The 21,505-nt window shown below is 58.3% G+C and carries 18 protein-coding genes; 15 read left to right on the forward strand and 3 right to left on the reverse strand.

Annotated elements, in window-relative coordinates; translation table 11 throughout:
* Positions 1–163: 163 nt before the first annotated feature.
* From HWX89_RS14915 to HWX89_RS14960, 10 genes are all read left to right on the forward strand, one after another.
* Positions 164–1,201, forward strand: coding sequence for an NAD(P)-dependent alcohol dehydrogenase (locus tag HWX89_RS14915; protein ID WP_138792295.1), 1,038 nt, complete (start codon positions 164–166; stop codon positions 1,199–1,201).
* A 499-nt stretch (positions 1,202–1,700) separates the two neighbouring features.
* The gene (locus HWX89_RS14920; protein WP_138792296.1) at positions 1,701–2,585 is read left to right on the forward strand and encodes an AraC family transcriptional regulator; all 885 of its coding nucleotides are present in this window, start codon (positions 1,701–1,703) and stop codon (positions 2,583–2,585) included.
* Positions 2,586–2,683: 98 nt separating this feature from the next.
* A complete protein-coding gene (locus HWX89_RS14925; protein WP_138792297.1) occupies positions 2,684–3,589 on the forward strand; it encodes an ABC transporter substrate-binding protein in 906 nt (301 codons plus the stop codon).
* Between the two features lie 179 nt (positions 3,590–3,768).
* Positions 3,769–5,271, forward strand: coding sequence for a sugar ABC transporter ATP-binding protein (locus tag HWX89_RS14930; protein ID WP_138792298.1), 1,503 nt, complete (start codon positions 3,769–3,771; stop codon positions 5,269–5,271).
* Complete coding sequence (locus tag HWX89_RS14935; RefSeq protein ID WP_138792299.1) at positions 5,261–6,238, forward strand: ABC transporter permease; 978 nt, start codon at positions 5,261–5,263, stop codon at positions 6,236–6,238. Before HWX89_RS14930 ends, HWX89_RS14935 begins: the two co-directional genes overlap by 11 nt.
* Before the next feature lie 36 nt (positions 6,239–6,274).
* Positions 6,275–7,006: an SDR family oxidoreductase gene (locus HWX89_RS14940; protein WP_138792300.1), complete on the forward strand. Its 732-nt coding sequence runs from the start codon at positions 6,275–6,277 to the stop codon at positions 7,004–7,006.
* A gap of 26 nt (positions 7,007–7,032) precedes the next feature.
* The gene (locus HWX89_RS14945; RefSeq protein WP_138792301.1) at positions 7,033–8,655 is read left to right on the forward strand and encodes an FGGY-family carbohydrate kinase; all 1,623 of its coding nucleotides are present in this window, start codon (positions 7,033–7,035) and stop codon (positions 8,653–8,655) included.
* Between the two features lie 68 nt (positions 8,656–8,723).
* The gene (locus HWX89_RS14950; RefSeq protein WP_138792302.1) at positions 8,724–9,449 is read left to right on the forward strand and encodes an SDR family oxidoreductase; all 726 of its coding nucleotides are present in this window, start codon (positions 8,724–8,726) and stop codon (positions 9,447–9,449) included.
* A 330-nt stretch (positions 9,450–9,779) separates the two neighbouring features.
* Positions 9,780–10,820: a four-carbon acid sugar kinase family protein gene (locus HWX89_RS14955; RefSeq protein WP_138792303.1), complete on the forward strand. Its 1,041-nt coding sequence runs from the start codon at positions 9,780–9,782 to the stop codon at positions 10,818–10,820.
* Between the two features lie 4 nt (positions 10,821–10,824).
* Complete coding sequence (locus HWX89_RS14960; RefSeq protein ID WP_138792304.1) at positions 10,825–11,532, forward strand: FadR/GntR family transcriptional regulator; 708 nt, start codon at positions 10,825–10,827, stop codon at positions 11,530–11,532.
* Positions 11,533–11,590: 58 nt separating this feature from the next.
* On the opposite strand, the gene HWX89_RS14965 is transcribed toward HWX89_RS14960, so the two are convergent.
* From HWX89_RS14965 to HWX89_RS14975, 3 genes are read right to left on the reverse strand one after another with little or no spacing between them, the layout of a single operon-like run.
* Positions 11,591–12,709 (reverse strand): iron-containing alcohol dehydrogenase, encoded by a 1,119-nt coding sequence (locus tag HWX89_RS14965; protein WP_138792305.1) that lies wholly within the window; start codon positions 12,707–12,709, stop codon positions 11,591–11,593.
* Between the two features lie 4 nt (positions 12,710–12,713).
* On the reverse strand, positions 12,714–13,670 hold the full coding sequence (pdxA, locus tag HWX89_RS14970) for a 4-hydroxythreonine-4-phosphate dehydrogenase PdxA (RefSeq protein WP_138792306.1): 957 nt from the start codon (positions 13,668–13,670) through the stop codon (positions 12,714–12,716).
* A complete protein-coding gene (locus HWX89_RS14975; protein WP_138792307.1) occupies positions 13,670–14,863 on the reverse strand; it encodes a sialidase family protein in 1,194 nt (397 codons plus the stop codon). Before HWX89_RS14975 ends, pdxA begins: the two co-directional genes overlap by 1 nt.
* Positions 14,864–15,186: 323 nt before the next feature.
* On the opposite strand from HWX89_RS14975, the gene HWX89_RS14980 reads away from it, so the two are divergent.
* The 5 genes from HWX89_RS14980 to HWX89_RS15000 all read left to right on the forward strand — a co-directional run bounded on the left by HWX89_RS14980 (position 15,187) and on the right by HWX89_RS15000 (position 21,153).
* Positions 15,187–16,695 carry an ABC transporter substrate-binding protein gene (locus HWX89_RS14980; protein WP_138792308.1) on the forward strand — a complete coding sequence of 503 codons (1,509 nt, stop codon included), beginning with the start codon at positions 15,187–15,189 and terminating at the stop codon, positions 16,693–16,695.
* A 91-nt stretch (positions 16,696–16,786) separates the two neighbouring features.
* On the forward strand, positions 16,787–17,701 hold the full coding sequence (locus HWX89_RS14985; RefSeq protein ID WP_138792309.1) for an ABC transporter permease: 915 nt from the start codon (positions 16,787–16,789) through the stop codon (positions 17,699–17,701).
* 14 nt (positions 17,702–17,715) lie between these two features.
* Positions 17,716–18,639, forward strand: a complete 924-nt coding sequence (locus HWX89_RS14990) for an ABC transporter permease (RefSeq protein WP_138792310.1) — start codon at positions 17,716–17,718, stop codon at positions 18,637–18,639.
* Positions 18,632–20,251, forward strand: coding sequence for an ABC transporter ATP-binding protein (locus tag HWX89_RS14995; RefSeq protein WP_138792311.1), 1,620 nt, complete (start codon positions 18,632–18,634; stop codon positions 20,249–20,251). The genes HWX89_RS14990 and HWX89_RS14995 overlap by 8 nt, the downstream gene beginning before the upstream one ends.
* A 20-nt stretch (positions 20,252–20,271) precedes the next feature.
* Positions 20,272–21,153, forward strand: a complete 882-nt coding sequence (locus tag HWX89_RS15000; protein WP_138792312.1) for a dihydrodipicolinate synthase family protein — start codon at positions 20,272–20,274, stop codon at positions 21,151–21,153.
* The last annotated feature ends 352 nt before the right edge of the window (positions 21,154–21,505 follow it).

Genomic DNA, 21,505 nt, shown 5'->3' on the forward strand with positions numbered 1-21,505 from the left:
AGCGGCTGGACTGGAAGGAAAGGGCTTCATTCCCTGATACGCTTTTTCCTGCACACAAAGAAAAGCAACTGCTGACGTGAATTTCTATTTACTTTGCCCAACACTCTCCTTCATCACCTTTCTCCGAAACATCATCGGCATTTTGGAACAGAAGGAGGATGCGATGAAAGCGCTGGTTCTGGAAGAAAAAGGCAAGCTGTCGCTCAGAGATTTCGATATTCCGGCAACGCTGGGCCCGAAGGATGTGCGCATTCGCACCCACACGGTCGGAATCTGCGGTTCGGACGTGCATTATTATACGCACGGCAAGATCGGCCACTTCATCGTCAACGCGCCGATGGTGCTGGGCCACGAGGCGTCCGGCACGATCATCGAGACCGGCTCAGAGGTTTCGCATCTCAAGGTTGGCGATCGCGTGTGCACGGAGCCCGGCATTCCTGATCCGACTTCGCGTGCTGCAAAGCTCGGCATCTATAACGTTGACCCGGCCGTCACGTTCTGGGCAACGCCGCCAGTGCATGGTTGCCTGACGCCTGAAGTCATCCATCCTGCCGCATTTACCTACAAGCTGCCGGACAATGTTTCGTTTGCCGAAGGCGCCATGGTCGAGCCTTTTGCGATTGGCATGCAGGCGGCACTTCGTGCCCGTATCCAGCCAGGTGATGTCGCCGTGGTGACCGGTGCCGGCCCGATCGGGATGATGGTTGCGCTTGCCGCATTGGCCGGCGGTTGCGCCAAGGTCATCGTTGCCGATCTCGCTCAGCCCAAACTGGATATCATTGGCGCATATGACGGCATTGAGACCGTCAATATTCGCGAGCGTTCGTTGCCCGACGCGGTGGCCGAAATCACTGACGGCTGGGGTTGCGATGTTGTCTTCGAGTGCTCCGGTGCGGCCCCTGCAATCCTCGGCATGGCAAAGCTTGCTCGTCCGGGTGGTGCTATCGTGCTGGTCGGTATGCCGGTTGATCCGGTGCCGGTCGATATCGTCGGCCTGCAGGCAAAGGAACTGCGTCTCGAAACCGTTTTCCGTTACGCCAACGTCTATGACCGCGCCGTTGCGCTCATCGCGTCCGGAAAGGTCGATCTGAAGCCATTGATTTCTGCGACCATCGCGTTTGATGACAGCATTGCCGGTTTCGACCGGGCTGTGGAAGCGCGTGAGACAGACGTCAAACTGCAAATCGTCATGCCGCAGTAAAACAAGAATTGGGTGTCGCTGTCGGCCGACGGCGGCACCTTCAATATCCGGCCGCAACATTGCCGCGGCGCAACCGCGTCGAGATGCCAGGCGCAATTTCCGCTACCTTACGGTGTGCCGATACGAAAAGCGCATGAGATTATGCGAAAAGTACAAGTCTTATCTGCCCGCTTCGCGACATCACGAAAAATTCAGAATCACCAAAACTGACCTATCAAGTCTCTAAAATCGCTTGTGAATCGCTTTATCAGCGTTGAAATACTGCTGCATTGCAGTATTTGCGGTTGCTTTGCGGCATTTGGCCAAAACACAGCAAATCACGCACTCTTCAATTTCCGGCATGAATGAGTCAAAAAAGTATCAGTATTTATTCCGCGGTGATGTGGATCATGGATCGGCGGCGGCCCTATGGTTTCTGCCAACGCCGGGGCGGTGCTTGGAACGAGGAGCCAGACGCCCAGCCCTTTGATGGGCCAGCGTGCAAAGGGAGAGGACGTCAATGCAACCCGATCTGGAACTTGTCCATATACGCAAGGGCGAATCCTTCGCTGCCTGGCGACATGGCTATCCGTTCCGCACGGTGCGCTGGCATTACCACCCCGAATATGAAATCCACCTCGTCGTCGCGACATCAGGCACGTTCTATATTGGCGACTTCGTCGGCAACTTTGGTCCAGGCCAGCTCATTATGACGGGCCCCAACCTGCCGCAGAACTGGATCAGCGAGATCGAGCCCGGCGAGGTTGTGCCTGCCCGCTCTCTGGTTATCCAGTTTCCCGAGCCATTCATCGAGGATGCCTGCTCGTCGATGCCGGAAATGGACGCGCTTCGTCCGCTGCTTGAGCGTAGCCGCCGGGGTCTGCTGTTCGATGAGGAAACCAGCGCCAAGGTGCGCCCGGTGATGGAGCGGTTGCTGGAGGCGCAGGGTATGGCGCGCCTCGCACTGTTCTGGGAAATTCTCGATCTCCTGGTCAATGCGCCGCATTATGAAGTTCTGGCGAGCCTTAGCTTCGAGCTTGATCTGACGGGCATTGGCGACAGCGGCATCAACCGCGCCTTGTCCCATCTGCGTGAGCATCTGACCGAGCAGATCGAGGAGGGCGAGTTGGCCGAAATGGTCGGGCAAAGCCAGAGTGCGTTTTCCCGCGCCTTCAAGCGCCATACCGGAACGACCCTGGTGCGTTATCGCAACCAGTTGCGGATCGATCTCGCCTGCCAGATGCTGCTCACCGATCAGGAAATCAAGGTTGCAGAAATCTGCTACGATGTCGGGTTCTCGAACCTTTCGAATTTCAACCGGCATTTCCTGAAGTTCAAGGGAATGTCCCCATCCCAATTCCGCACGACATTCGCGGCCCAAAAGGCGTTCGTCATGGCGGAGTAACATGACACGACACCACTGATTTCAACCAATTCGGGCGGCATGGCGCCATCCGGAAACGGACACGTGCTGTCCGCAATTATCCCAAGGGAGGAAATTACATGAAATTGTCTCTTCTTACAGCTTCCGTTGCATTGGCCCTGATCGCCGCTCCTGCCGTTGCCCAGGACAAGCTCAAGATCGGCATGACCTTTCAGGAGCTGAACAACCCCTATTTCGTTTCCATGCAGGAAGCGCTGAAAGAAGCTGCCGCCAGCATCGGTGCGGATGTGGTCGTAACCGACGCCGGTCACGACGTGGCAAAGCAGATTTCCGACGTTGAAGACATGCTGCAGCAGAAGATCGACATTCTGCTTCTCAACCCGACCGATAGCGCCGGCATCGAGGCCGCCGTCCATGCCGCAAAGGCTGCCGGTGTAACCGTTGTTGCTGTTGACGCAAACGCCAATGGCCCGGTCGATACCTTCGTTGGTTCCAAGAACCGCGACGCCGGTTACATGTCGTGCAAGTACCTGGGTGACACGCTCGGCGGCAAGGGCGAAGTTGCGATCCTCGACGGCATTCCGGTTGTTCCGATCCTGCAGCGTGTTGAAGGTTGCAAGGCAGCACTCGCTGAATTCCCTGAGATCAAACTCGTTGACACCCAGAACGGTCGTCAGGACCGCTCGGTTGCTCTCGGCGTCGTGGAAAACATGATCCAGTCGCACCCGAACCTGGCCGGCATCTTCTCGGTCAACGACGGTGGTGCAATGGGCGCCATGGCCGCTATTCAGGGTTCCGGCAAGGACATCAAGCTGACCTCGGTTGATGGTGCACCGGAAGCGGTCAAGGCCATTGCTGACGGCACGCCTTTCATCCAGACCACGGCTCAGTTCCCGCGTGACCAGGTTCGCGTCGGCCTTGCCATGGCGCTTGCCCAGAAGTGGGGCGCTCGCGTCGTGCCGAAGGAAGTTCCGATCGACGTTATGGTCGTGGACAGCAAAAACGCCGCCGATTTCAGCTGGTAATAGTTCCTCCCAGCTCCGTCCTCGGTCCTTGACTGGGGGCGGAGCACCCTATCGCATCGCGCAGAAACACGATCAGTCGTGATGATGCGCGATGCGTAGATGTAAAATACGTTAGAGCGGCCTGCGACCGTCCATCAGGACGCACCGCCCTCTAGGTCCGAACCATTCAGGAGGGCGAAATGCTGAAGCTGAACGGAATAAAAAAGAGTTTCGGCAAGATCGAGGTCCTGCACGGCGTTGATCTCGACGTCCGTGCGGGCGAAGTTCATGCGCTTCTCGGCGAGAACGGCGCTGGCAAGTCGACCTTGATGAAAATTCTCTGCGGCATCATCAAGCCGTCTGAAGGCGAGATACATATCGAAGGTGTCGCCCATCAGTTTGCCAATTACGATGAGGCGATCGCGGCCGGTATCGGCATCGTCTTTCAGGAATTCAGCCTGATCCCCTATCTGGATGCGGTGGACAACATGTTCCTCGCCCGCGAGATGCGCGGTGCCTTTGGTCTGCTCAATCGCAAGGCCATGCGTCAGCGCGCCGCCGAGATCATGGGCAGGCTGTCCGTCGATGTGCCGCTCGACGTGCCGGTTCATCGCCTGTCGGTCGCCGAACAGCAGTTTGTTGAAATCGCCAAGGCTCTGTCGCTGGATGCGCGCATACTCGTGCTGGACGAGCCGACCGCGACGCTGACACCCTCGGAAGTCGAGCATCTGTTCAAGGTCATGCGCGAACTGCGCAAGCAGGGCGTCGCGATCATCTTCATTTCGCACCATCTGGAAGAAATCTTCGAGATCTGCGACCGCATCACTGTATTGCGCGATGGCGAGTTCATCGGTTCCTGCGCAGTATCGGACGTCGATAACGACCGGCTGGTCGAAATGATGGTCGGTCGCCGCATCGAAAACAGCTTTCCGCCCAAGCCAGCACTCGATCCGGCCCTGCCGGTCGTCATCGAGGCTGAGGAAATTCAGCTCAAGAAAGGCGGGCCTATTTCGCGGTTTGCACTACGCAAGGGCGAAATCCTGGGCTTTGCCGGTCTTGTCGGTTCGGGTCGCACGGAAACCGTCCTCGCCATGCTCGGCGCCTATTCCGCGGCACGCTGCAAGATCCGTCTGAATGGCGTGGAGAAACGCATTTCCGGTCCCGATGAAGGACTTGAAAATGGCATCGGTCTTTTGCCGGAGAGCCGCAAGGACGAGGGACTGATCACCAGTTTCTCGATCCTGCAGAACATCTCGCTCAACAACTATGGCAAATATCGCAAGAACCACTGGTTCATCGATCTGAAGAAAGAAATGGACTGCACGCGCACTGCAATGGGTCAGGTGCGCGTCAAGGCCCAGGGGCCGCTGGCAAGGGTCGACACGCTTTCCGGTGGCAACCAGCAGAAAGTGGTCATAGCCCGCTGGCTGAACCATGACATGCAGGTGCTGATTTTCGACGAGCCGACGCGCGGCATCGATGTTGGCGCCAAGGCCGAGATTTACGCCCTGATGCGCGAGTTCACCGCCAAGGGTTACTCGATCATCATGATTTCGTCTGAACTGCCCGAAGTGATCGGCATGTCCGACCGTGTCTGTGTGTTCCGCTCCGGCGGGATCGTTGCCACCGTTCAGGGCGAAGACGTCAATTCCGAAACAATAATGACCCACGCAACGACGGGGAGAGTTGAACATGTCGTATGATGCAAACACCGAAGCCGCCGGTAAGTCCGGCGGGCTGAACATTCTGCGCGTGCTGCAATCACCGCTGGCCCTGCCGCTGATCGGCCTCATCGTCGTTTCCGTGCTGATGTCGCTTGCAAGCGATAACTTCTTCAGCCTCGGCAACATCATGAACGTGCTGCGTCAGGTCTCGGTCGTCGGCATCCTCGCCGTAGGCATGACCTTCGTAATCCTAACGGGCGGTATCGATCTGTCTGTTGGCGCTGTTATGGCTTTGGTTGGCACCTTGAGTGCCGGTCTGATGGTCAAATCGGGCCTGCCTGCTGAACTGGCACTGGTGATCGGCCTGTTCATCGGCCTGGGTATCGGTCTGATCAATGGTGTGCTGGTCGCATGGGGCAAGATGCCTGCGATCATCGTGACACTGGCAACCATGGGCATGGCACGCGGTCTCGGCCTCATCTATTCCGGCGGTTATCCGGTCAGTGGCATTCCAAGCTGGATTTCCTGGTTTGGTGTCGGCCGCATTGGTGTCATTCCGGTGCCAGTCGTTATCATGGTTGTTGTTTACGGCCTTGCTTGGGTGCTTCTGCAGCGCACCGCTTTCGGCCGGCATGTCTACGCACTCGGCGGCAATGAAAATGCCGCGCGTCTATCCGGCGTCAAGACACGCCGTGTGAAGCTGGCCGTCTACGGTATTTCCGGTTTCACCTCGGCAATTGCCGCAATGATCCTGATCGGTCGTCTGATGAGCGGTCAGCCGAATGCCGGTGTCGGCTTCGAGCTCGATGCCATTGCGGCAGTCGTGCTTGGCGGTACGGCGATCGCCGGTGGCCGTGGCCTGATCCTGGGCACGCTAATTGGTGCGGTGCTGCTTGGCATCCTCAACAACGGCCTCAACCTCATGGGCATCAACCCCTACCTGCAGGACGTCATCAAGGGCGGCATCATCCTGCTGGCCATCTATATCGGGCGCGAGTGGCGTTGAGCCAGCCCCGGAATCTTTCCAAAACAGGAGAATGGAATGTCTGAATCATTGCAAGGCAAGATCGCCGTCATCACCGGCGCAGCATCGGGGATCGGTCTCGCCACCACGGAAGCTCTGCTGGCGCAGGGTGCGACTGTGGTCATGGTCGACTGGAATGAAGGTGCCTTGAAAGAACTTGCCGGCAAGCTGGGCGAGAAGGCTATCCCGCAGGTCACCAACCTGCTGGACGCAGAGAGCTGCAACGCGATGGTGCCGGAAATCCTGCAGAAGGTCGATCATATCGACATCCTGTACTGCAACGCTGGCACCTATATTGGCGGCGAACTCTCTGAGACGACGCCTGAAGCGATCGACCGTATGTTGAACCTCAACGTCAACGCGGTGATGAAGAATGTTCAGGCCGTTGTCCCGCACATGAGCGAGCGCAAGACTGGCGACATCGTTGTCACATGCTCGATCGCCGGTCATTTCCCGACCTATTGGGAGCCGGTCTATTCGGGTTCGAAGTGGGCGATCACCAGCTTCGTTCAGGGTATGCGTCGCCAGATGATCCCGCATGGTGTGCGTGTTGCCCAGGTTTCGCCTGGTCCGGTCGTTTCGGCGCTGTTGGCTGACTGGCCGGAGGAAAATCTCCGCAAGGCCAAGGAATCCGGCAGCCTCATCGATGCCAACGAAGTCGCAGACGCAGTTGTCTACATGCTGACCCGCAAGCGCACGGTCACGATCCGCGATATGCTGGTCCTTCCGACCAACTTCGACCGCGTCTGAGCCGGTTGTAAAAAAGGAGAACTGCGATGGCGCAATATCTGATCGGTGTCGATGTCGGAACAGGCTCAGCGCGAGCGGGTGTGTTCGACGCGGCGGGCGGCTTGCTGGCCACGGCCCGGCGGCCCCTTGCCATGCACCGCGAGGATGGCGGCATCGTGGAACAATCGAGCGAACAGGTTTGGCAGGCCGTCTGCGAATCCGTTCAGGAAAGCGTAACCCGCGCCGGGATTGACCCGGCTGCGGTCGCCGGCATCGGCTTTGACGCAACCTGCTCGCTCGTCGTGCGTGGCCCGAACAATGAAACCTTGCCGGTTGGCGATCCCGCTCACCCTGAACGCGATATCATCGTCTGGATGGATCATCGCGCGGTCGCCCAGGCGGAGCGTATCAATGCCGAAGGTCACGACGTACTGAAGTATGTCGGCGGCCGCATTTCCCCGGAAATGGAAACGCCGAAACTGGTGTGGCTGCGCGAGAACCGGCCAGAGACCTACGCTCGCGCCGAACACTTTTTTGACCTGACAGATTTCCTGACGTGGAAAGCCAGTGGCGCGCTGGATCGCTCCGCCTGCACCGTGACCTGCAAATGGACCTATCTGGCTCATGAAGAGCGCTGGGATGCAGGGTATTTTCGCCAGATTGGACTCGGCGATCTTGTCGACCAGGGCTTCGCCCGTATCGGGCAGAGCGTCGTCCATCCGGGTACGGCTCTCGGAAGCGGTTTGAATGAGGCTGCAGCAAAAGCCATGGGCCTGCGCCCCGGTACTGCGGTTGCCGCCGGGCTTATCGATGCACATGCCGGTGGCATCGGAACGGTCGCAGCAGGCGGTGATGCTTTCCGCTGCCTCGGTTATGTCTTCGGCACGTCGTCCTGCACCATGACTACCACGGCCGAACCCGCCTTCGTGCCGGGTGTGTGGGGCCCTTATTACTCTGCGATGGTACCGGGGACATGGCTGAACGAAGGCGGACAATCCGCAGCCGGAGCCGCGATCGACCAGTTGGTGCAGCTCCATCCCGCGACTGCGGACGCTACGGCTTCGGCCAAAGCCGAGGGCAAGTCGTTGCCGCAATGGTTGGCCGACAGGGCATTGGAACTCGGCGGATCGGCCTCTGCGGCCGTGCGGCTGGCCGATGAAATGCATGTCGTCCCAGAATTTCTCGGCAATCGCGCGCCGTTTGCCGATCCGCATGCGCGTGCGGTCATCATGGGCTACGGCATGGAAACCGGGCCGGACTCGCTGGTTGCGCTCTACGTGGCTGGCATATGCGGTCTGGGCTATGGCTTGCGCCAGATCATTGAAACACAGGCACGTCACGGCGCGCCGATCGAAACGATCAGCGTGAGCGGTGGTGCTGGCGCGCACCCGCTGACGCGCCAGCTTCTGGCCGACGCCACCGGTTGCCCAATCGAAGTTACGGCGTGTGAAGAGCCGGTGCTTCTGGGGTCTGCGATGCTCAGTGCTGTTGCGGCTGGCGTTTTCCCTGACTTGCGCGCAGCGATGCCTGCCATGTCACGTGTTGCCACGCGGTGTGAACCCGATGTGAAGATGCAGGCCGTGCAGAATGCCCGTTATGACGCTTTCCTGACGTTGCAACGCACAGCGCGACAAATTCGCGACAACGACGCGGCACTCCTGTCGCACTGACCGGTTTCGGCAGGCATTTTCTTTTGACGTCTCTTTCGGCTTGCGGGCCATAACATTTCGAGGGTTTCATGCAGTTTTCCGGTAAATCCGTCATCATCACCGGTGCAGGCAAGGGTATCGGTCGCGCCTGTGCCCGGCTTATGGCCGAACGCGGAGCCGATGTCGTCGCGCTCAGCCGCACACAGTCCGACCTCGACAGCCTGAAGGCGGAAATCGGTGGTCGCTCGATCCGTGTCGATCTTGCCGATGCTGCAGCAACCCGGGCCGCGATGGCAGAGGCTGGTACCTGCGACTTTCTGATCAACAGCGCCGGCATCAACGTGCTGGAAAGCGTACTTGATGTGACCGAGGCCGGCTACGAGGCGGTGTTGGGCATCAATCTGCGCGCAGCACTCATCAGCTGCCAGGAATTTGCGCGCGCGCGTGTTGCTGCTGGCGGCGGCGGCGCGATTGTAAACATCACGTCGATTGCAGGCCATCGTGGTTTTCAGGATCATCTGTGCTATGCCGCGTCCAAGGCAGGTCTTGAAGGCGCGACTCGCGTGATGGCCAAGGAACTTGGCGCGCATGGTATCCGCGTGAATGCTGTTGCCCCGACGATCACCTTGACGGAACTGGCCGCAGAAGCGTGGAGCGATCCGGTAAAGAGCAATCCGATGATGGTGCGCCACCCACTCAACCGCTTCGCTGAGGCGGAAGAAGTTGCGCAAAGCATCGCGCTTCTGCTCTCCGACGACAGCCGGATGATTTCGGGTGCGGTTCTGCCCGTTGACGGCGGCTTCCTCGCAGTCTGAGATCTTCAAGGCGGCGTGGTAAACGCCGCGTTTTTCACTTTAGGTGCGCCAACCTCAGGCTCGGTTGACGAATGATTGCTTTTTGGCCGGCAGGTAACTGTCGGCCATTTTTATTTTGTAATTGGACCGAGACAGAACGGGCAATCCGTCTGGCAGTGATGGTATTGATGCCTCCCAAGATGCATTTTTCTTCCCCCGGCACGAAATCATCCGAGGCTGCATAACGTGGCAAATGAACTTGTCATAGTTTGTTATTCACAACGTTCTTTCATTTGATTATAAACACATTTACAGTGAAAAAACATGACAACTTATTCTAGGATCTAAGCTGTGCTGTTAATCTTTGCCGATGATCTGACCGGTGCTCTGGACGCCGCCGCTCCCTTCGCGGGACGCGGCTTGGTGACGGAGATCGCCATGGATCTCGACGGGGTTCAAGCTGCTCTTACGGAGGCTCCGGATGTTCTGAGCGTCAATCTAGGCTGCCGCGATGGGACAGCCGAGGAAGCGCAGCGCCGAACAAAAACGCTGTTGGCTTTGCTGCCTGACGACGTCGTGCTGTTCAAAAAAATAGATTCCCGTCTGAAAGGGCATATTGCGGCTGAGCTGGACGCGATTTCTTTTGGTCGAGCACTGGTTGTGCCCGCCATTCCGGATTTTGGCCGGGTTGTCGCCAATGGGGCGCTGCAGGGTTTTGGTGTCGATGAACCCATATCGATCAGCGCGACGTTAGGGAGACATGCCGGACGCAGCACAGTTCCTGATGTCGCGTCACAGGAAGATCTGCGCGTTGCGCTTTTGAAGGCGCAGGAGGATGGCGTCGATCTGCTGATCGGGGCACGGGGTCTCGCGGAGGCGCTTGCCCAGCAGATGACCGGCCGCACAGCGACCCAGCCTGCGGAGGTGCCAGAAGGCAAGGGCCTTTTCGTGATCGGTTCACGCGACCCGATTACCCTCTTACAGATCGATCATCTTGTTGCCGCAGGTCTGGTAAGGACGCTGGCCGCTCCGAACGGCGCCGTGCCGCAGAATGAAGCTGACACATCCGGCCCCGTTCTGGTGCAGGCAACGCAGGGATCGCAAAGCTGTTCTCAACAGGATGTATCCGATCACCTTGCAGCAGGTGTCGTGCCGATGTTGACGGCGAGTGCCAGAACGCTTCTTCTGTCCGGTGGCGCAACGGCGGAAGCCGTTCTTCGTGCCATGGGTATTTCCCGGCTGCGCCTTGCTGGTGAATGCCTGCCGGGTCTCGGTGTCGGCGTTTCGGGCGACCATTGCATAATTGCGAAATCGGGTGGTTTTGGGCAAGCTGGGACGTTGACGCAAATTGCGAAGATGATGCTGGGCAGACATGATGCTGGAGAGAGCTGACAAGATGGCGCTGACACGAGAAACGGCACGCAAGGCACTTCCCGACATCATTTTCGAGCGCATGCACAGGGCCATCAAATCCGGTGCCTATAAGCCTGACGAACGCCTGCCGACAGAACATGAGCTGGCAATGGAATTCGAAGTTTCGCGACCAGTGGTGCGTGAAGCTCTTCGGCGCTTGCGTGAGCAAGGCTTTATCTATTCCCGCAGAGGGTCCGGCAGCTATGTTCGAGCGGTTGGCATGCGTGAGCCGCTGGGCTTTGGCCAACTCGAAAATGTCGCCGATCTCCTGAACTGTTATGAGTTTCGTCTGACGCTGGAACCCGCTGCGGCCGCGGCTGCGGCGTTGCGTCACGATGGCGAACGGCTGGCAGCCATCAAAAAAGCGCTGGAAATGCTCCGTGATGCGACGAACCGGCAGTCTCACCGGGAAGACGCCGACTACCAGTTCCATCTCGCCATCGCGCGGGCGGCACGCAACAGCTATTTCTCGACGGCGATGGAAGCGCTGAAGGATCACATTGCCGTTGGCATGAAGTTTCACGGCATGTCGGTCAAACGCGAGGCGTCAGGGTTGGCGCGCGTGTTTGCGGAGCATGAAGCCATTGCAAAGGCCATTGCCGACGGCGACGCCGATGAGGCGCGACAATTGATGCTCAACCATCTCACAGGTTCGCGTGACCGCCTGTTCGAATCGTCGAATGTTGGTTGATCCATAAAAGCAGAGTTTGGCATTGGCCGATGCGCTGCGGGGCGCACCGGCGCTGCAATCAGAATGCGTGGCGGTAAATGCCAAGCACGTCGTCGACACTCATATCGACCGGATTGTTGTCCATCAGCCGACGGATTGCGTGGGCATCCTGCGCATAACGGACAAGGTCAGCTTCCGTAGCGCCGTGGCGGGCGAGCGACATCTCGATGCCAAGATTGGCGCAAAACTCCGTGGCCGCCTTGCGAAGCTCGTCCTGGGCGAGGTGATCGCGAATCCCGAGAGCGCTGGCCACTTCTGCCGTCTTTTGTGAAACCGCAGGCTGGTTGAAGGCCAGCACGTGTGGAAAGACAACGGCGTTGGCAAGGCCATGGGGCAAGTGCAGAAGCGTGCCAAGCGGATAAGCAATGGCATGGCCGGCCGCCGTGTTGACCGGGCCCAGGCAAATGCCGCCGTAATAGGAAGCGAGCATCATGCCTTCACGCGCTTCGGTGTCCTCACCATTCTGCACGGCACGCGCCAGATATTTGCCGACCAGTGTGAAGCCCATACGTGCGAAACCGTCGATCATTGGATGCGCCTTGCGATTGGTGAAGGCTTCCACGCAATGCGCCATGGCATCGACGCCGGTGGCTGCCGTCACCGCTGGCGGCACGGAATAGGTCAACTCAGGGTCGAGGATCGCCAGATCGGCGATCATGAACGGGCTCTCGACGGCGATTTTGTTGCCCTTGACCGGATCGGTGATGAGCGAACGGATGCCGGCCTCAGAACCGGTGCCTGCCGTTGTGGCAATCTGGATCAGCTTCGTATCGCGTCCGGCAACCTTGTTCGGACCGGCAACGTCTTCGAGGGTCTGAGAGGAATTCCAGAGCGAGGCGACCAGTTTTGCCACGTCCATGACGGAACCGCCGCCAAGACCGATGACGAGCTCGGGTTTTGCGGCGCGTGCCGCCGCCAATGCAGCATCAAGCGTTGCTGTATCGGGTTCTCCGGGAATAGCATCAAAGACAGTGAAAGGGCCCTTTAGTTGGAGCCGATCGATAAATTTTGCGGTCAGCGGTGTGGCGATCACCAGTGTCGAGGCAGTTTCTCCTGCCCAGGCGCCAGCTTCGGAAATCGTGCCTGCGCCGACGACAAGCCGGCGCGGCTGGTGGATGAGTATGGGTGCTTTAAACATGCTGTCATCCTTTCCGGCTTTCGCCGGCCACGAGCTTGCGGGCATAGGCGATGGCGGCGTTCATGTTGCCGTGATTGGCAATGCCCTTGCCGGCAATGTCGAAGGCGGTGCCATGGTCGACGGAGGTACGATCGATCGGAAGGTCTACCGAGACGTTGACTGCGGTATCGAAAGCGACGAGCTTGATTGGGATGTGCCCCTGGTCGTGATATTGCGCCACCACAAGATCGAAAGCGCCGGAATAGGCGCGATGGAAGACCGTATCGGCGGAGATCGGCCCATGCACCTCGATGCCTTCAGCGCGTGCTGCGGCAACCGCCGGTGCGATCTGATCGTCATCCTCTGTTCCGAAAAGACCGTTTTCGCCGCAATGCGGGTTGATGCCTGCGACGGCGATGCGTGGCCGTTCATAACCGATGCGCTTCAGGTGGTCGTTACCGGCGCGGATTGTCGCCAGCACCCGTTCTGTGGTGGCCCGGCGGATCGCTTCCTGGAGAGAGACGTGAGTTGAGACATGAATGACTTTCAGCCGTTCCGACGCAAGCAGCATATAGGCGGTCGTTGAGCCGGTCAGGCTGCGGAGCATGCCGGTGTGACCATCATAATGGTGTCCCGCCAGATTGAGCGCTTCCTTATTGATCGGTGCGGTGACGATGCAGCCGATCGTGCCTGCTTCGGCATCACGCACGGCCCGCTCAATGAAGCGGAATGCGGCGTCGCCCGCGACCGGCGATAATGTCCCCCATGGAAGAGGAGCGCCTTCCACCGGCAGATCGACAACATGGGATGTGAGGTCGATGCTGACGCCAAGCGCTTCCCGCGCTGCCTCAAGCGTGGCGAGGTTTCCATAGATACGCGTGGCAGCACGATCCGTGGATGACATTTCGGCCAGTGCCCGAACGGTAATTTCCGGGCCAACCCCACATGGATCGCCCATGGTGATACCAATGATATTGCTCATCACTTTCTCCCGTCCGTCTTGTCGGCCCAGCCCGGAGCAAGCCGGACATATTTGATCGCGCGTCGATAATAGGTGTAGCTCAGATGGAGCGTGCCGTCCGGTGCCTCAAGAAGCCAAGGATAGGACATTTCCTTGTTGCGTCCGTCTGTCGAGTCATTGGAAAGGCATGTGCCAGGGCCGTCCTCGATCAGGATGCGGGTTGGAAATGACAGGCCGTCGTCTTCGGACAGGCAGACGCTGACAGGTGCACGCGGCACGCCCCACACTGGAACGCAGCCTCCGGTCGGGTCGGCGTCCGGACGTTTATCGTCTTCCCCTAGTTCGTCATAAAGCGAAGCGCGCCGGTCGCTCGATTGCGCCGCGCTGGTGGGGTTGCAGATCATCGCCAGCCTGCCATCCTTCAAGCGGATTGCGGCAATGGAGGAGTTGTTGTTCGGCACATCGGTTGGCTGTGGCGCAGACCAGTTGCGGCCGCCATCGCTGCTTCGTGTGCGGTAGACAAAGTCGGCCTGCCGGCGGCGGAAAAAGGCGGAATAGGACGACGTTGTGCTGGCAACGGGGCTCATGTGAACGCAGCCGATGGAATCAGCAAGATCCTCCAGACGCCATGTCTTGCCGCCATCTTCCGAGACGCCGAGGGCCGCCGTATCATGACTGCCATTCCACTTTTGACCGGGGCGCTGGACGCAGCGGAAGATCGGCAGAAGCCAGGCTCCATCATCACGAATGGAAAGGGGCGCCCGGACAAAGCATCCCCTTGGCAGGTCGAGGAAATGCCCCTCTTCAGACGAGAGCTTTTCAGGCGCGGATATGTCACGAACGATCTTGGCCATGCGGATACGGCATTCGTCCTGATTGCCTGAGGGCTGGGCCGTATGAAACAGCCAGAGCGTGCCATCGGGCGCGGTAAACAGGACTGGGTTCTGCTCGGAGTGGTCAGGATCGTGGCTCAGCCGCTGTGCCTCTCCCCAGTTTGAAAGGCCGGGTAACAGCACGGATGCAAAAATCGAGATATCCGATTTTCCCTCCAGTGTGCCGCCAAACCAGGCGCAGACGAGTGCGCCATCATCAAGCAGGTGCAGAAAGCTCGCATGATTTTGAATCATCGGCGAAGGCAGGAAGGCTTCTTGTCGTTCGCTTGAAGCGGAAACGATGGCGCCAGTCATGGCCCGGGCAATGTCGTCAGGGGTCATTTGGATCTCCTCTTGCCTCGATGAAAATTCCAAAAACAAAAAGTTGTCAAGTTTAAATGCAAAAATAAGAAAGGCATTCTGTTGTCAGAATATCTAATAAATTATTGAAATAACATGATAAAAATAAAGTGCTTTGACCATAATAAAAATCCTTACGAAAAATAAATTGACAAAAAATGTGTTAGCGTCGATGCTCTGTCTACGGGTGGAGGAGACAATCATCCGCTACGCCATGTCCTAAGACATCAGGCGGGGCTTCTTTCGGGAACGACCCCGCGGTGCGCTGCCATGGAACTGAATTTCTGATCTGGGAGGAGAATGGAATGAAGAAGACTTTGATGATGGGCGCCTTGATGATGGGCTCCCTGGCCGCCGTGGTATCACCGGTGATGGCGGCTTCCGGCCCCATCAAGATCGTTCTGGCCGAAGAAGCGGATCTGCTTGAGCCTTGCATGGCAACGCGCTCGAATATCGGCCGCATCATCATGGAAAATGTCAGTGAAACACTGACCGAACTCGATGTGCGCGGCAAGAACGGCGTGCAGCCGCGACTGGCGGAAAAATGGGAGCAGAATTCGGATGGCAGCTGGCGCTTCCATTTGCGTCAGGGTGTGAAATTCTCCGACGGCACCAGTTTCGACGCGAAAGACGTCAAACACAGCTTCGAGCGCATCATGAGCGACAAGAACGCGTGCGAATCTCGCCGCTACTTCGGCGGCATGACCGTGACGCCGACCATCGTCGACGACAATACCATCGACTTCAAGACCGATCCGGCTCAACCCATTCTGCCGCTATTGATGTCTCTGGTGACCATCGTTCCCGAAGAAACGAAGATGGAATTCATCCGTGAGCCAGTCGGTACCGGGCCTTACAAGCTTACCAACTGGACACCTGGCCAGCAGATCGTGCTGACAGCGCGTGATGACTATTGGGGCAAGAAACCTGCGGTCACCGAAGCAACCTATCTTTTCCGTGCGGACCCATCGGTTCGTGCAGCCATGGTGCAGACGGGCGAAGCCGATCTTTCACCGTCGATCTCGCAGCTTGATGCGACCAATGACAAGACCGATTTTTCTTACCTCGACAGCGAGACGGTCTATCTGCGCCTCGATCATAATATCGCACCGTTGAACGACGTGCGGGTACGTCGCGCCCTCAATCTTGCCATCGACCGGCAGGCATTCCTCGGCACACTTGTTCCCGATGGCGCTGTATTGGCGACCGCACTCGTTCCGCCGACAACGCTTGGCTGGAACCCCGATGTCAAGGTGTTCCCCTACGACCCCGATGGCGCCAAGAAGCTGCTTGAGGAAGCAAAGGCCGCTGGTGTGAAGGTCGATACGCCGATCACCATCATTGCCCGCACGGCAAACTTCCCGAACGTGACGGAAATCATGGAAGCCATCCAGTCGCAGTTGCAGGATGTCGGCTTCAAGATCGACCTGAAGTTCGTCGAAGTGGCAGAGCATGAGAGCTACTACTCCAAGCCCTTCAAGGAAGGTCGCGGCCCTCAGATCGTTGCCGCCATGCACGACAACTCCAAGGGTGACCCGTCCTTCACCATGTTCTTCAAATATGCCACGAAGGGCACGCAGGCCGGTTTCTCTGACCCCAAGGTCGATGACCTGATCGAACGCGCATCCGCTGCGGTTGGCGACGAGCGTGCAAAGCTCTGGTCCGAGCTGATTGCCTACCTGCATGATGATGTCGTGGCCGATGTGCTGCTGTTCCACATGGTCGGTTTCTCGCGTGTTTCCGAACGGCTGGATTTCAAGCCAACCATCGCCACCAACTCGATGCTGCAGCTTTCCGAGATCGGCATCAAATAACGGCCGCATCAAGATCCTGCGTCCAAGCATCCATCCAGATGCAACGGCGGGCCCTGGTGCCCGCCGTTGCCATAAAACTCCGGAGGCGATCATGTTGAGCTTCATTCGTAAACGGTCCGTGGCCAGCCTGATCTCGTTGATCGGCCTGATCGTGATGGTTTTCTTTCTCTCCCGCCTGACAGGCGATCCGGCGGCATTGTTTCTGCCCGTCGAGGCATCGGAGGAAATGAAACAGCAGTTCCGGGCTCTGCACGGTTTGAACGATCCGCTGATGGTGCAGTTTTTCCGTTACGCAGGCGACGTGCTGACGGGTGATCTCGGTGAATCGCTCAGAAAGGCGCGTCCGGCGCTCGACGTCGTCACCGAGGCTTTCGTCTGGACCCTTTGGCTTGCGCTGATCACCATGTCGCTTGTCACAACGGCGGCGATCGTGATCGGCTCGCTCGCGGCCTTTCGGTCCGGTGGCTTTTTTGACCGCATGGCCTCGATGATCTCGCTGGTCGGCGCGTCTGTTCCGGATTTCTGGCTGGCGATCGTCGCAATCGTCGTGTTCTCGGTCAATCTCGCCTGGCTCCCAACATCCGGCACCGGCTCGCTGTTACACTGGATATTGCCGATTGCCGTGCTCTTTGTGCGACCCTTCGGTATCATCGTGCAGGTGGTGCGCGGCTCGATGATCGGCGCCCTGTCGTCGGCCTATGTCAAGACAGCCCGTGCCAAGGGTGTAAAATCCGGCCCAATCATCTTCGTGCACGCTCTGCGCAACGCCATGCTACCGGTTATTACCGTGATCGGCGATCAGGCAGCGAGCCTCCTGAATGGTGCCGTTGTCGTTGAAACGATTTTCGGTTTTCCCGGCGTAGGCAAGCTGATGATCGATTCCATTCTGCAGCGCGATTTTAATGTGGTGCTGGCGGCCATCCTGGTGACGGCCCTCGCCATTTTCCTGATGAACCTGCTGATCGACCTTGCCTACGCGCTGCTCGATCCCCGTATTCGCCATTGAAGGGGTATTCAGCCATGAGCCTTTCAACCGCCGACACACAGATCGTGGACGAACCATCATTTCCTGTTCGCCTGGCACGCATGCTCTGGGCCGACAAGTTCGCACTCTGCGCCGTGATCTTTCTCCTGATCGTCGTGGTTCTCGCCTTCATCGGTCCAGCCTGGCTTGGAGATGTGGCGACGAAACAGAACTTGCGCGGTCGCAATCTCGCGCCGTTTGACTGGCAGCGGGAATGGTATTTCTGGCTGGGGGCTGATGCGCTCGGGCGCTCGCTGTTTGCCCGTATCATCGCTGCCACCCAGAACACATTGATGATTGCCGCTGGCGCTGTCCTGCTGTCGTCTGTCGTGGGAACGCTTCTTGGACTGATTGCCGGTTTCTCTTCGGAGCGCACAGGCCAGATCATCATGCGGCTTGCGGATGTCATCATGTCGTTCCCGTCTCTGCTGATCGCGGTGATCGTTCTCTATCTGCTCGGCTCGTCCATTCTCAACCTGATGCTGGTTCTCGCCATTACTCGCATCCCGGTCTATATCCGCACGACACGAGCCGAGGTTCTTGAGGTGCGCGAGCGCATGTTCGTTCAGGCGGCCCGGGTCATGGGCGCTTCGGGAAAACGAATTCTCTTCCGGCATATCCTGCCTGTCGTCCTGCCGACTTTGACAACACTTGCCACGCTCGATTTCGCCTATGTGATGCTGGCGGAAAGCGCATTGTCGTTCCTCGGCATCGGTATCCAGCCGCCGGAAATCACCTGGGGTCTGATGATCTCGCAGGGACGCCAATATCTGACAAATGCCTGGTGGCTGTCGTTCTGGCCGGGACTTGCCATCATCCTCACCACACTGTCGCTTAATCTGCTTTCGAACTGGCTGCGCATCGCGCTCGATCCGGTGCAGCGCTGGCGGCTGGAAATGAAAGGCCGCAAGAATGGCTGACCATCTTCTTGAAGTCCGCAATCTTTCCGTTGAATTCCATACGGCAAGCGGCGTCGTCCATGCCGTGAAGGATATCTCCTACCATATCGACCGTGGCGAGACGCTGGCGATCCTTGGCGAAAGCGGCTCCGGCAAGTCGGTATCGTCATCAGCGATCATGAATCTGATCGACATGCCGCCCGGGCGTATCAGCGGCGGACAGATCCTGCTTGATGGTCGTGACCTTTTGACGATGCCAACGGAGGCGCGGCGTGGGATCAATGGCAAGCGCATCGCCATGATTTTTCAGGACCCGCTCAGCCACCTCAATCCTGTCTATACGGTCGGCTGGCAAATCCGCGAAGCCATGACGACGCATGGTCTCGACAGGGCAAAGGCCGAAGCCGAAGCGCTTCGGCTTATTGGGCGTGTCGGTATTCCCGACCCTGAACGCGCGCTAAAGAAATACCCGCATGAATTTTCCGGTGGGCAGCGGCAAAGGGTCATGATTGCCATGGCGCTGGCGCTGAAACCCGACCTCCTGATTGCCGACGAGCCAACTACCGCGCTTGACGTGACGGTGCAGGCCGAAGTGCTCGCCTTGCTGAAAGAACTGCAGCGGGAAACCGGCATGGCGGTTCTTATCATCACCCACGATCTGGGGGTCGTGGCGGAGATTGCCGATCGGGTTGTGGTCATGGAGAAGGGCGTACTGGTTGAGGCCGGGACCGTCCACGAGGTCTATCATAACCCACAGCATGCCTACACTCGCAAACTGATCAATGCCGCACCCGGCAAGGGTGAGATGCATGAACCGAAGGCAGCGGGCGAGGCATTGCTCAGTGTGCGCGATGTGCGCAAACGTTATGGCGCATTTGAAGCATTGAAGGGTGTCTCCTTCGATCTCATGCCCGGCGAAACCATTGCTGTTGTCGGCGAAAGCGGGTCGGGCAAGTCAACGCTTGCGCGCATTCTGCTGCGGCTCGACGAACCGGATGCGGGGCAGGCGCTCTGGAAGGGCCGCGATCTGTTCCAGCTCTCGCCATCCGAACTGTTCGGCCTGCGGCGCGATCTGCAGATGGTGTTTCAGGACCCGACGCAATCCCTCAATCCGCGCATGACCGTTTTCCAGCTTGTTTCCGAGGCCTGGGTAATCCATCCGGATATTCTGCCGAAAGCGAAATGGCGGGAACGCGTCGCGGAGCTTCTCGGGCAGGTGGGCTTGTTGCCGGAACATATGGGGCGCTATCCGCATCAGTTCTCTGGCGGTCAAAGACAGCGTATTGCGATTGCTCGCGCGCTGGCACTTGAACCCAGGCTTATCGTCTGTGACGAGGCCGTGTCGGCGCTCGATGTGTCCGTTCAGGCGCAGGTCATTGCACTTCTCGACAAGTTGCGCCGCGAGATGGGGCTGTCTTTCATTTTCATCGCCCATGATCTGCCGGTTGTTCGGGACTTTGCCGATCATGTCATGGTCATGCAGCGTGGAGAATTGGTCGAGTTCGGCACGGTGCGGCAGGTCTTCGAGGCGCCGCGACAGGATTATACCCGCGCGCTTCTCGCTGCGAGCCTCGACCCTGATCCTGACACACATGCTACTGACCGCCCGGCTCGAGCAGGGCAGGCGATTTGAAATTCAATGGGAGTTCTTTCATGACGAAACAAGCTTTTGTCGCGCTCGTAACCTGTTTCAACGAGGACGAAACGATCAATTACGAGGCAACCCGCGCACAGGTTCGCCGTCAGGTGGCCGCAGGCAACAACATTATGTGCGCCGGAACCAATGGTGATTTTACGGCGCTGACGCATGAAGAAAAAATTATGCTGACGGAAGAGGTCGTAGACGAGGTGGATGGTCGCGCCAAAGTGATCGTCAATGCCGGCATGCCGGCCACGTTCGAAACGCTGCAGCTTGCCAAGGCGTTCGACCGTATTGGCGTCGACGGCATTGCCGTCATCACGCCATTCTTCATTGCCTGCACCCAGGACGGGTTGATCCGTCATTTTTCCACTGTTGCGGATGCGGTCGCGACGCCGATCTATCTCTACGACATTCCCGCCCGCACCCAGAACCACATCGAACCGGAAACGGCACGAAAACTTGCCGTTCACGGCAACATCGCCGGTATCAAGGATTCCGGCGGCGCGCAGCAGACGCTGGAGGCTTATTTGCAGGTGGCAAAGGAGATGCCTGGTTTCGAGGTTTATTCGGGACCGGACCATCTCGTTCTCTGGTCACTGCAAAACGGCGCGGCAGGTTGCATCTCCGGCCTCGGCAACGCGTTGCCAAAGGTGCTCTCCGGCATTCTTGCAGGCTACAATACGGGCGATGTTGCCGAGGCTGAACGCCAGCAGGCAGTCTATACGGCCTTTCGCACCGACCTGTACGCGCTGGGCTTTGCGCCCGCCATGGTGAAGCGTGCGCTCTATCTTCAGGATGCATCCGTCGGTGCGAGCCGGCAGCCTGCCTTGCTGCCTGATGAGGAGCAGGACAACAAGATCCGGGATATTCTGAAGCGTTACGATCTTCTCTGAGCAACGCCGGCTCGCGTTCTTACGTGAGATCAATCATGGGCTTTTCGCACTGTCGGGTAACCCGGTCGTGCGAGGAGTCCTTTTTTATGCTTGAATGATGCACATCGACGACGAGTTTGACGGTCACTCCCAGGTCGCCTGATGTCGTGATATTTTGAGGTGCGATACGCGCAGCGTCACGTTCTCCTCGCCCCATATCGGCAATATTAATTGTTTCAATAATCACAATTCATTCGCAATTATTATTGCAATTCTGTGCCGCGTTCGGTTGGGCTAGTTATAGCTCCAACAGAGACGCGACGGACACACCGGACAACACCAGAGCTACACCGGTCACGCCCAAGCGACAACG

It is taken from the genome of Rhizobium sp. RM (assembly GCF_013390595.1).
GTDB lineage: Bacteria > Pseudomonadota > Alphaproteobacteria > Rhizobiales > Rhizobiaceae > Agrobacterium.